Below are 10,628 nucleotides of genomic sequence, written 5' to 3'. Positions count from 1 at the left end.
AACCAGGAAGAATGGTCGTGGAAGGTCTCGGAAGACTCCCTGATCCGTGATCGCCTCAGAGATAACTGGGACACTTTCAAGGGAGTGGCGTTCGGGGATTTGCCCAAAGACAAGCTCCCCAAATGGCAACTTAAAAAAGCCAAGGCGTTTGACACTGACCTAGAAGACGACGTTCCTTTCTGAGGCTTGCACAATGAGTGAACCCGCTCAGATCATCATGGCATTAGCCATTCTTATGATGCCTCTCAAAGGTCTCATCTGGGTCATCCGGTGTCCGCGCGACAGTCCAAATTATAAATTGCCTCCGTTGAAGCTGCTCGGGTGGCGGGAAGGCATTGAAGACTAAGATACCGCATCCGCGCTAGCTTAAACGAAGCAACCCCGTTGCTTCGCACGCGTCGGGTCCCCTCATTCCGCTAAGCGGAAGAAAGCGCGCTCAGCTCTCGTCACCCATGCGCAGCGCCGCGATGAAAGCTTCTTGGGGAATGCTGACGCTGCCATACTCCCGCATGCGCTTTTTGCCCTCCTTCTGCTTCTCCAGCAGCTTCCGCTTGCGCGTAGCATCCCCCCCATAGCACTTCGCCGTGACGTCCTTCCGCAGCGCCGCGATCGTCTCGCGCGCGATCACCTTCCCCCCGATCGCGGCCTGGATCGGGATCTTGAACAGATGGCGCGGGATCAAATCCTTGAGCCGCTCGCACATGCCGCGGCCGCGCGCCTCGCTGTTGCCGCGGTGGACGATCATGCTCAGCGCGTCGACCGGCTCGCCGTTGACCAGGATGCTCATCTTGACGAGGTCGCCGTCGCGGTGGCCGATCATGTGATAGTCGAAGCTGGCGTAGCCGCGGGTGATCGATTTGAGGCGGTCGTAGAAGTCGAACACCACCTCGTTCAACGGCAGCTCGTAGGTCAGCAAGGCGCGCGTGCTCTGGCCGTGGCCGACATAGGTCAGCCCCTTCTGGATGCCGCGGCGGTCCTGGCACAGCTTGAGCACGCTGCCCAGATATTCGTCGGGGACGTAGATGGTCGCCTCGATCCACGGCTCCTCGATCGCCTCGATGCGGTTGGGGTCGGGCATGTCGGCGGGGTTGTGGAGCTCGATGATCCGCGCCCCCTCCCCGCCCTCGCTAGCCCCTACGTCCGTTCGTCCTGAGCTGGTCGAAGGGCCGGCCTTCCTGCTGCGGCTCATGTGGATGCGATAGACCACGCTGGGCGCGGTGGTGATCAGGTCGAGGTCATACTCGCGGGTCAGCCGCTCCTGGATGATCTCGAGGTGGAGCAACCCCAAAAAGCCGCAGCGGAAGCCGAAGCCGAGCGCGGCGCTGGTCTCCATCTCGAAGCTGAACGAGGCGTCGTTGAGGCGTAGTTTGTACAAGCTGTCGCGCAACTTCTCGAACTCGGCTGCGTCGACGGGAAAGAGCCCGCAGAACACCACCGGCTGGACCAATTTGAACCCGGGCAGCGCCTGCTCGGCGGGGCGCTTGGCGTCGGTGATGGTGTCGCCGACGCGGGTCTCGGCGACTTCCTTGATCTGCGCGGTGATGAAGCCGATTTCGCCGGTGGTCAGCTCATTGAGTTGTTCGATCTTGGGGCGGAAGCAGCCGACGCGGTCGACCAGATGCATCGTGCCCGCGGCCATGAACTTGACCTGCTGGCCCTTCTTGATCGCGCCGTCGATGACGCGGACGAGGATGACCACGCCGAGGTAGGGGTCGTACCAGCTATCGACCAGCATCGCCTTGAGGGGCGCGGCGGCGTCGCCCTTGGGCGGGGGGATGACGTCGACCACCGCCTGGAGCACTTCGTCGATGCCGATCCCGGTCTTGGCCGAGGCGAGCACCGCTCCGCTAGCGTCCAGCCCGATGATGTCCTCGATTTCCTGGCGCACGCGCTCGGGCTCGGCGGCGGGCAGGTCGACCTTGTTGATGACCGGGACGATCTCGTGGTCATGCTCGATCGACTGGTAGACGTTCGCCAGCGTCTGCGCCTCGACCCCTTGCGCGGCGTCGACGACGAGCAGCGCGCCTTCGCACGCGGCGAGCGACCGCGACACTTCGTAGGCGAAGTCGACGTGGCCGGGGGTGTCCATCAAATTGAGCTCGTAGGTCTCGCCGTCGGCGGCTTTCCACGCGAGGCGCACCGACTGGGCCTTGATGGTGATCCCGCGCTCCTTCTCGATGTCCATATTATCGAGCACCTGGCTCGACATCTCGCGCTCGGTGAGGCCGCCGGTGCGCTGGATCAGCCGGTCGGCGAGCGTGCTCTTGCCGTGGTCGATGTGGGCGATGATGGAGAAGTTGCGGATGCGGGAAAGGTCGGTCATCCCCCGGCCCGCTAGCAGAGGCATGGCGCGCTGTCAGCGTCTGGCGGTGTCGCCCAACCAATGTTATGCCGGGGGCGGAACGGGGGACTCGACATGCACAGCAAAATCACCTTGGCCGGTGGCGTTCTTGCGATTTCGGCAATGGTCGCGGCAGCGGCGCCGGCGTCGGCGCAGCGGCTGTCCAAGCCATCCGGCACGCAGCGCCTGCAGGAAGCGACGATGAACGACGTGCCGCGCTGCACGCGCAAGCTCGGCACGGTGTCGGTGATGGACGGCGACGACCCGTCGGGCTGGACGCAGTTCCAGCTGGCCGGTCCGCAGAAATTGCTCAAAGTGCTGGTTCAGCGCTCGGGCTGCTTCAATCTGGTCGACCGCGGCTCGGGGCTGAGCGCCGCCCAGCGCGAGCGCGACATCGGCGGCAATCTCGGGCTGCAGCGCCGCTCGAACGTCGGCCAGGGCCAGATCAAGGCGGCCGATTATGTGCTGGTCGCGGAAGTCCAGGCGTCCAACCGCAATTCGGGCGGCAGCGCGATCGGCGGGCTCGCCGGCGGGCTGATCGGCGGCCGCTTCGGCGGGCTGGCGGGCGGCATCAGCAGCAAGAAGATGGAGGCCAATACGGTGCTGTCGCTGACCAATGTCCGCACCACCGAAACGCTTGCGGTGCAGGATGGCTATGCGGCCAAGAACAGCTTGAGCTTCGGCGGCGGCGGGGGCGGCTTTTTCGGCGGCGGCGGCGGGGCGCTGGTCGGCGGCGGCTACGACAACACCGACATCGGGCGCATCGTCACGCTCGCCTTCATCCAGGCCTATGCCAAGCTGGTCAACGACCTCGGCCTGGTGACGCCGGGCGCGGTCGGGACCGCGGAGGCCGCGCCGGCCAAGACCTTTACCGCGCAGGTGCCGGTGGCGCTGCGGGCCAACGCGGGCGCCAGCGGCCGCACCATCCGCACCTTGCCGCCCGGCACGATCGTCTACCCGACCGGCGCCAAGAGCGGGCTGTGGTGGGAAGTCGCCGACGAGAACGACAATGTCGGCTGGGTGCTCAACACCAAGCTGGCGCCGTCGCTGTAAGCGGGCGCGGGCGGGAGGGTTCCAGTCGCCCGCCGAGCTCAGCCGGCGGTTTGTCGAAGGCGATTGCGCGCTCCGATTAAGTGACTAAACAAGCGGCTGAATTTCCTTACCGGAGCTCAGCCCCCATGATCGCACTTCGCCGCCTGACCCTGCTGCTCGCGAGCGGCTCGCTGCTCGCCGCCTGCGCCACCGCCCCGCGCACCGCCGAGCTGGCTTCGCCACCACCCTCGCAGGCGCCCGCCACGAACCCCAACGAGCCGGCACCGGTCCCCGCGCTGGTCTCCGAAGTCGCCATCCCGCACCAGAGCTTTCAGCTCGCCAACGGCCTGACGGTGCTGGTTCACGAGGACCGCAAGGCGCCGGTGGTCGCGGTCAGCACGTGGTACAATGTCGGCTCCAAGGACGAGCCCAAGGGCAAGACCGGCTTCGCCCATCTGTTCGAGCATCTGATGTTCAACGGCTCGGAAAACGCGTCGGGCGACTTCTTCAAATATCTCCAGGAAATGGGCGCCACCGATTACAACGGCACCACCTTCTTCGACCGCACAAACTACTTCCAGACGGTGCCGACCGCGGCACTCGACACCGCCTTGTTCCTCGAGTCCGACCGCATGGGCTATCTGCTCGGCGCGATCACCCAGGGCAAGCTCGATAACCAGCGCGCGGTGGTGCAGAACGAGAAGCGCCAGGGCGACAACCAGCCGGGCGGCCTGGTGTTCTACGAGATCCTCGCCAACCTGTTCCCCGAGGGCCACCCCTACCGCCACTCGACGATCGGCTCGATGGCCGACCTCGACGCCGCCAGCCTGACCGACGTCAAGACCTGGTTCCGCGACAAATATGGGCCCAACAATGCGGTGCTGGTGTTGGCCGGCGACATCGATGCCGCCACCGCGCGCCCGCTGGTCGAAAAGTATTTCGGCGCCATCCCGCGCGGCCCGGTCAACGTCCCCGCCGCGGCCGACGTACCGGTGCTCGCCGCGAACAAATCGATCGTGATGAAGGACCGCGTCGCCGCCACCAGCATCCAGCGCTACTGGCCGATGCCGGGGCTGCTCGACAAGCAATTGGTCGCGCTCGACATCGCCGGCTCGATCCTCGGCGGGCTCGCCAGCTCGCGCCTCGATAACGCGTTGGTGCGCGACGAGAAGATCGCGGTCGGAGTCACCGCCGGCAACTTCCCGTTCCAGCGCATCGGCATTTTCACCGCCAGCGCGACGGTCAAGCCCGGGGTCGACCCGGCGCTGGTCGAACGCCGCCTCGACGAACTGATTGCCAAGTTCGTCGCCGAAGGTCCGACCGAGGACGAAGTGCGCCGCGCCGCGACCAGCGAAGTCGCCAACCGCATCCGCGGCCTCGAGCAGGTCGGCGGGTTCGGCGGCAAGGCGGTCGCGCTGGCCGAGGGCCAGGTCTACACCGGCGATTCCGAATTCTACCGCAAGACGCTCGAGACCTACGCCACCACCACCCCGGCCGATGTCCGCGCGGCGATGGCGCAGTGGCTGGCCAAGCCGGCGTTCGGCATTCGCCTCGAGCCGGGCGACCGCCCCGCCTATGAGGAAGCCAAGGCGGTGACCAAGGTTGCCGCGGCGGGCGCGGACAAGGTCACGGTCACCACGGCGCGGGCGATGCCGGCGCTGGGAACAATGGCGCCGCTGGACTTCCCCGATGTCGTCCACGCCACGCTCTCCAACGGCGTCAAGCTGCACTACGCCCAGCGCAATGCGGTTCCGGTGACCCAGCTCGCCTTGTCGTTCAACGCCGGTTTTTCCGCCGATGCGCCAGCCAACCGCGGCCTGCAGAGCCTGACCATGGCGCTGCTCGACGAGGGCACCGCGACGCGCAGCTCGCAGCAACTGGCGGAGGAGCAGGAGCGGCTCGGCGCGCAGATCGGCGCCGGCGGTTCGGCCGACCGCAGCACGGTCACGCTCAACGCGCTCAGCGCCAACCTCGGGCCGTCGCTCGATCTGCTGACCGATGTCGTGCGCAACCCGGCGTTCGCCCAGGCCGAGCTCGACCGCGTCCGCGCCCAGACGCTGACCGGGATCGCGCAGCAGCTCAAGGATCCCAACGGCATCGCCGCGCGCGCGCTGCCGACGCTGCTGTACGGACCGACCCACCCGTACGGGACCACCGCGGCCGGCGATCCGGCGGCGGTGACTCGCTTCACCCGCGATGATTTGGTCGGCTTCCAGCAGGCCTGGCTGCGCCCCGACAACCTCGAGATCTTCGTCGTCTCGGATCGCCCGCTGGCCGACATCCAGGCCCAGCTCGAGCAGCGTTTCGGGCAATGGGCGCCGCCCGCCGCACCGCGCGGAACCAAGCAGTTCGCCGCTGCACCGGCGCGCCCGGTGAGCCCGAAGATCTACCTGATCGACCGCCCGCAATCGCCGCAGTCGGTGATCGTCGGCGGTCAGCTGACCCCGGTCGACCCGCGCGGCGACCTGACCGCGCTGACCAGCGCCAACGACGTCATCGGCGGCAATTTCCTCGCCCGCATCAACATGAACCTGCGCGAGACCAAGGGCTGGTCGTACGGCGTGCGCGGCAATGTCCAGATCAACGAGAACGCCGTGCCCTATGTCGTCACCGCGCCGGTCCAGGCCGACCGCACCGGCGAATCGATCCGCGAGCTGGCCAGCGACTTCACCGCCTATTTGGGCGCCAAGGGCACCACCGAGGAAGAATTGAAGCGGGTCTCGGCCAATAACATCCAGCAACTGCCGGGCCGCTTCGAGACCTCGGACGCGGTGCTCGCGGCGATGCAGACCAACGCCCTGCTCGGCCGGCCGGACAATTATTACGAGCTGCTCGCCGACCGCTACCGCGGCCACACCCGCGCCAGCCTCGACGATGCGGTGCGCGGCGCGGTGTCGCCCAAGGGCTTCGTGTGGGTGGTGGTCGGCGACGCCGCCAAGATCCGCCCGCAACTGGACAAGCTCGGCATGCCGATCGAGGTCATCACGCCGCGGTGATTTTTGCGCTTTGCTGAGTGCGGCACCGGCAGTTCAGCCCAGACGCGTGACGTGCCCCATCTTGCGGCCGGGGCGCGGCGCGCCCTTGCCGTAGAGGTGCAATTTCGCTTCCGGGTCGGCGGCGATTTTCTCCCACCCGAGCACGTCGTCACCGATGAGGTTGTCCATCGTCACCGCCGGCGCGATCCGCCGCGTCGAGCCCAGCGGCAGCCCGCAGATGGCGCGGATGTGCTGCTCGAATTGCGAGGTCACGGCGCCCTCGATCGTCCAATGCCCGCTGTTGTGCACCCGCGGCGCGATCTCGTTGACGATCGGCCCGTCGGCGCAAGCGAAGAACTCGACGGTCAGCACACCGACATGCCCGAGCGCTGCGGCTAACGCTGTCGCGGTGGCGATTGCTTCGTCCGCCTGGGCCTCGACCAGCGCCGGCGCGGGCAGCTGCGAGCGGCGCAAAATCCCCTCGGCATGGAGATTGAGCGGGACGTCCCACACCGCCGTGGCGCCATCCGCAGCGCGCGCGAGGATGATCGAGAACTCGGCCTCGAACGCGATCCCCGCTTCGGCCACCGCCGGCTCGCGCCCGATCGCGTTCCACGCAGCCACCGCTGATCCCGCCTCACGCGCCCACGCCTGGCCCTTGCCGTCATAGCCGAGCCGGCGGCCCTTGAGCACCAGCGGCAGGCCGAGCGCGGCCTCGGCGGCGCGGGCATCGTCGTCGCTGTCGACGCGGGCCCAGCGCGCGACGCGGCCGCCAGTGCGTTCGATGAAATCCTTTTCGACCGCGCGGTCCTGGGCGATCTCGAGCGAGGCGACGCCGGGGCGCAGCTTGGCGCCGAGCCGGGCCAGCGCATCGGCGGGCAGATTTTCGAACTCGTAGGTGGCGACGTCGACCGCATCGGCGAAGCGGCCGAGCGCGTCGCAATCGGCGTAATCGGCGCGGGTGCAGTGCGCGGCGACATCGGCCGCGGGCGGATCGGCGTCGGGCGCCAGCACATGGCACTTGTAGCCGAGCTCGGCGGCGGCGCCGGCGAGCATGCGCCCGAGCTGACCGCCGCCGATGATGCCGATGGTCGAGCCGGGCGGAATCCTCATTCGGGCGATTCGGCCACCGACCGGGTCTGCGCCGCGCGATAGGCTTCGAGGCGTGCGGCCAAAGCGTCATCGCCGAGCGCGAGGATGGCGGCGGCGAGCAAGGCGGCGTTGATCGCCCCGGCGCGGCCGATCGCCAGCGTCCCGACCGGCACCCCGGCCGGCATCTGGACGATCGACAACAGGCTGTCGACGCCGCCCAGCGCGGGCGAGCGGACCGGCACGCCGAGCACCGGCAGGCTGGTCAGCGACGCGGTCATACCGGGCAAATGCGCGGCGCCCCCGGCGCCGGCGATGATCACCTTGAAGCCCTTGTCGCGGGCGCCCGAAGCAAAATCGTACAGCCGCTGCGGGGTGCGGTGGGCGGACACCACCTTCAATTCGAACGCGATGCTGAGCTCGGCCAGCGTGTCGCCGGCGTGGCGCATCGTCTCCAGGTCGGAGCGGCTGCCCATGATGATCGCGACTTGCGGCTCGGCCATGCCCTACCCGTGCTGAGGTCCAGAGGAAGCGGGGGTTTAGGAACATGCTGCCACCCGCGCAATCATTGCCGCTTGAATCTGTGTGATTTTCACATTGTCAGAAGTCGGCTATGCATCAGCCCCGTGGTGCCGAAGAGTCTGGTGAATGAGTGACGAGCTCGCGCAAGTGCCGGACCCAGCGAAGCTCGCCCGCGAGGTCGACCGCCTGCGCGCGATGATCACCACGCTCGAGGAGCGGGTTCGGCTGCTCGACCACCTCGCCCACCACGACAGCATGATCGACCTCCCCAACCGCCGCGGGTTCATGCGCCAGCTGGGGATGCTGATCGGCCGCGTCAGCCGCTACGGCGATTCGGCGGCGATGCTGTTCGTCGACATCGACGGCCTCAAGCTGATCAACGACAGCCTCGGCCACAAGGCCGGCGACCAGGCGCTGATCCAGGTCGCCGATTTGCTCTCGCAGGGCGTGCGTACCAGCGACTGCGTAGCGCGGCTGGGGGGCGACGAGTTCGGCATCCTCCTCGACCATTCCGACGAGCAGGCGGCGCTCGAGACCGCGGCGCGCCTGGCCGACCAGATCGCGGCGGCGACATTCACCTGCGACGGCGTCTCGATGCCGCTGAGCGTCGCCATTGGCGTCGCGGTGATCGGTTCCGACGACACGCCGGCAGCGGTGATCGCGCGCGCCGACGAGGCGATGTACCGGGAAAAAGCGGCCGCGTAGCCACGCGAGCGGCGTTCTTCAGCGGTCGCTGCGGCCTAGGTCCTAGGCCGGGCGCTCCGCCAGATAGTAGCGGTCGCGCACGGTGAGGTCGTCGGCGAGGTCGTAGACGATCGGCTGGCCGGTGGGGATTTCCAGGCCGACGATTTCCTGGTCGCCGATGTTCGACAAATGCTTTTCCAGCGCGCGCAGCGAATTTCCGTGGGCCGAGATCAGCACGTTCTTGCCGGCCCTGAGCTCGGGGACGATCGCCGCTTCGAAATACGGCAGTACCCGCTCGATCGTGTCCTTGAGGCTCTCACTTTGCGGCACCGTGACGCCGGCGTAGCGGCGGTCATTGGTGATGGCATACGGGCTGCCGGCGTCGAGCGGGGGCGGCGGGGTGTCGAACGAGCGGCGCCAGATCTTGACTTGGTCGGCGCCGACCTTGTCGATCATCTCCTGCTTGTTGAGCCCGGTCAGCCCGCCGTAGTGGCGCTCGTTCAAGCGCCAGTCCTTGGTCACCGGCAGCCACAGCCGGTCCATTTCCTCAAGCACCAGATGGAGCGTCTTGATCGCGCGGGTCTGGACGCTGGTGAAACAGCAATCGAAGTCGAGTTTGCGCGCCTTCAGCAGCCCGCCGGCCGCCTTCGCCTCGGTGACGCCTTTGTCGCTCAGGTCGACGTCCCACCACCCCGTAAAACGGTTCTCGAGGTTCCACTGCGACTGGCCGTGGCGGAGGAGGACGAGGGTCGGCATCAGACGCGCGCCGCCTCGCCCAGCTGGGGCAGGATCGCGTGAAGCGCGTCGAGGCAGGCGCGGGCGAGGTGGCGCGAGCGCTCGGGGCTCCAACCGTGGACCGGGTCGGGCAGGTTGAAATTGTCCTTGAACGGCATTTCCAGCGTCATCGACACGCAGCCGTAGCGCTCGGCCAATTGGGTGGTCGACATCGACAGATTGGCCTGGCCTGGCGGCGGCACCTCATAGCCCTGCGCGGTCTGGAAGTCGGGCGACAGCCGCTCGAGCGAATCGCTGAACGCCTTGAACAATTTGCTCTGGCGATCGGTCAGCGAGGGAATGCCTTCGAAGCCGGCGAGGAAATTGGCGGGGATCGCCTCGTCGCCGTGGATGTCCATCGCGAAGTCGACCCCGCTGTCGTCCATCGCAGTGCGGACGCACAGCACCTCGGGGCTCTTGTCCGCGCTCGGGGCGTGCCATTCGCGGTTGAGATTGACCCCCGCGGCGTTGGTGCGGAGATGGCCGCGGCGAGACCCGTCGGGGTTCATGTTGGGCACCACGCGGAAGGTCGCGTCGGTGCGCAGCACGCGGGCGACTGGGTCGTCGGGGTCGCACAATTTGTCGAGCGCGCCTTCCATCCAATATTCCGCCATCGTCTCCCCGGGGTGCTGGCGGGCGTAGAGCCAGACATTGAGCGGGCCGCTGCCGATGGTCAGGCAGTCGATGTCCTGGCCGTCGAGCGACTGGCCGAGCGAGCGATACTCGACCCCGTCCAGCGCGGCGAACGAGGCGATCAGGTCGTGATGGCGCTCCATCGAATAAGGCGGGAAGTAAGCGATCCACACACTGTCGGCGGTCGGCGTTAGGCGGATCGTGAGAACGCCGTCGTCGTAGCTGGTATCGGCAACCCGCACCCACTCCTCGCGGTCGACCGACAGGCACGCGCGATAGTCGGGCCAGCCATTGGGGTACGCCGCGCCGGCGCAATTGACGATGCGCAGGGTAACTTCGCGCCCGGCCGCGCCGGCCACGCGGAAGTAGAACCACTGGTAGAAGTCGGACAAATGGTCCTTGACGATCTCGAGATCGAAAGTGTCGCCGTCCTGGCCAACGACGCGGATGTTGCCGGCGTCGAACGCGCTCGAAATCGTGATGCCCATGAAACCTTCAACCGGTTGGAATGAGCGCGCCTGATAGGGCCGCCCTCGGCGCCAGCAAAGTCGTATTTTCGACTTAGGCAAGGGGATGGT

At 67.2% G+C, this 10,628-nt stretch carries 9 protein-coding genes; 4 read left to right on the top strand and 5 right to left on the bottom strand.

Annotated features, from left to right (window positions below; translation table 11 throughout):
- Positions 1 to 183, top strand: a 183-nt coding sequence (locus RMP08_RS09300; protein WP_310468716.1) for a hypothetical protein, incomplete at its 5' end; no start/stop codon positions are given.
- 253 nt (positions 184 to 436) lie between these two features.
- Here RMP08_RS09300 and lepA read toward each other — a convergent pair.
- Complete coding sequence (gene lepA / locus RMP08_RS09295; RefSeq protein ID WP_310468715.1) at positions 437 to 2,323, bottom strand: translation elongation factor 4; 1,887 nt, start codon at positions 2,321 to 2,323, stop codon at positions 437 to 439.
- 93 nt (positions 2,324 to 2,416) lie between these two features.
- On the opposite strand from lepA, the gene RMP08_RS09290 reads away from it, so the two are divergent.
- Both RMP08_RS09290 and RMP08_RS09285 read left to right on the top strand, forming a co-directional pair.
- On the top strand, positions 2,417 to 3,394 hold the full coding sequence (locus tag RMP08_RS09290; protein ID WP_310468714.1) for a CsgG/HfaB family protein: 978 nt from the start codon (positions 2,417 to 2,419) through the stop codon (positions 3,392 to 3,394).
- Positions 3,395 to 3,519: 125 nt separating this feature from the next.
- The gene (locus RMP08_RS09285; protein ID WP_310468713.1) at positions 3,520 to 6,369 is read left to right on the top strand and encodes a pitrilysin family protein; all 2,850 of its coding nucleotides are present in this window, start codon (positions 3,520 to 3,522) and stop codon (positions 6,367 to 6,369) included.
- 33 nt (positions 6,370 to 6,402) lie between these two features.
- Here the strand turns inward: RMP08_RS09285 and RMP08_RS09280 are convergent, their stop codons facing one another.
- Both RMP08_RS09280 and purE read right to left on the bottom strand, forming a co-directional pair.
- Positions 6,403 to 7,461, bottom strand: a complete 1,059-nt coding sequence (locus RMP08_RS09280) for a 5-(carboxyamino)imidazole ribonucleotide synthase (protein ID WP_310468712.1) — start codon at positions 7,459 to 7,461, stop codon at positions 6,403 to 6,405.
- Positions 7,458 to 7,940 carry a 5-(carboxyamino)imidazole ribonucleotide mutase gene (gene purE, locus RMP08_RS09275; RefSeq protein ID WP_310468711.1) on the bottom strand — a complete coding sequence of 161 codons (483 nt, stop codon included), beginning with the start codon at positions 7,938 to 7,940 and terminating at the stop codon, positions 7,458 to 7,460. Before purE ends, RMP08_RS09280 begins: the two co-directional genes overlap by 4 nt.
- A gap of 145 nt (positions 7,941 to 8,085) precedes the next feature.
- Here purE and RMP08_RS09270 point away from each other — a divergent pair, with 145 nt between their 5' ends.
- Positions 8,086 to 8,664, top strand: coding sequence for a GGDEF domain-containing protein (locus RMP08_RS09270; protein ID WP_310468710.1), 579 nt, complete (start codon positions 8,086 to 8,088; stop codon positions 8,662 to 8,664).
- Between the two features lie 42 nt (positions 8,665 to 8,706).
- On the opposite strand, the gene gpmA is transcribed toward RMP08_RS09270, so the two are convergent.
- A complete protein-coding gene (gpmA, locus tag RMP08_RS09265; RefSeq protein WP_310468709.1) occupies positions 8,707 to 9,399 on the bottom strand; it encodes a 2,3-diphosphoglycerate-dependent phosphoglycerate mutase in 693 nt (230 codons plus the stop codon).
- On the bottom strand, positions 9,399 to 10,538 hold the full coding sequence (locus tag RMP08_RS09260) for a M14-type cytosolic carboxypeptidase (RefSeq protein WP_310468708.1): 1,140 nt from the start codon (positions 10,536 to 10,538) through the stop codon (positions 9,399 to 9,401). The genes gpmA and RMP08_RS09260 overlap by 1 nt, the downstream gene beginning before the upstream one ends.
- Positions 10,539 to 10,628: the final 90 nt, after the last annotated feature.

The sequence above is a fragment of the Sphingomonas sp. genome (assembly GCF_031426035.1).
GTDB lineage: Bacteria > Pseudomonadota > Alphaproteobacteria > Sphingomonadales > Sphingomonadaceae > Sphingomicrobium.
The sequence above is the reverse complement of the archived record's forward strand: the minus strand, read 5'-3'. Positions and strand labels throughout refer to the sequence as shown.

Excerpts from the sequence above, each read along its gene's own strand:
- RMP08_RS09290 (WP_310468714.1), top strand. The coding sequence starts at position 2,417 with ATGCACAGCAAAATCACCTTGGCCGGTGGCGTTCTTGCGATTTCGGCA.
- RMP08_RS09270 (WP_310468710.1), top strand. The coding sequence starts at position 8,086 with ATGAGTGACGAGCTCGCGCAAGTGCCGGACCCAGCGAAGCTCGCCCGC.
- RMP08_RS09260 (WP_310468708.1), bottom strand. The coding sequence starts at position 10,538 with ATGGGCATCACGATTTCGAGCGCGTTCGACGCCGGCAACATCCGCGTC.
- purE (WP_310468711.1), bottom strand. The coding sequence starts at position 7,940 with ATGGCCGAGCCGCAAGTCGCGATCATCATGGGCAGCCGCTCCGACCTG.
- gpmA (WP_310468709.1), bottom strand. The coding sequence starts at position 9,399 with ATGCCGACCCTCGTCCTCCTCCGCCACGGCCAGTCGCAGTGGAACCTC.
- RMP08_RS09280 (WP_310468712.1), bottom strand. The coding sequence starts at position 7,461 with ATGAGGATTCCGCCCGGCTCGACCATCGGCATCATCGGCGGCGGTCAG.
- lepA (WP_310468715.1), bottom strand. The coding sequence starts at position 2,323 with ATGACCGACCTTTCCCGCATCCGCAACTTCTCCATCATCGCCCACATC.
- RMP08_RS09285 (WP_310468713.1), top strand. The coding sequence starts at position 3,520 with ATGATCGCACTTCGCCGCCTGACCCTGCTGCTCGCGAGCGGCTCGCTG.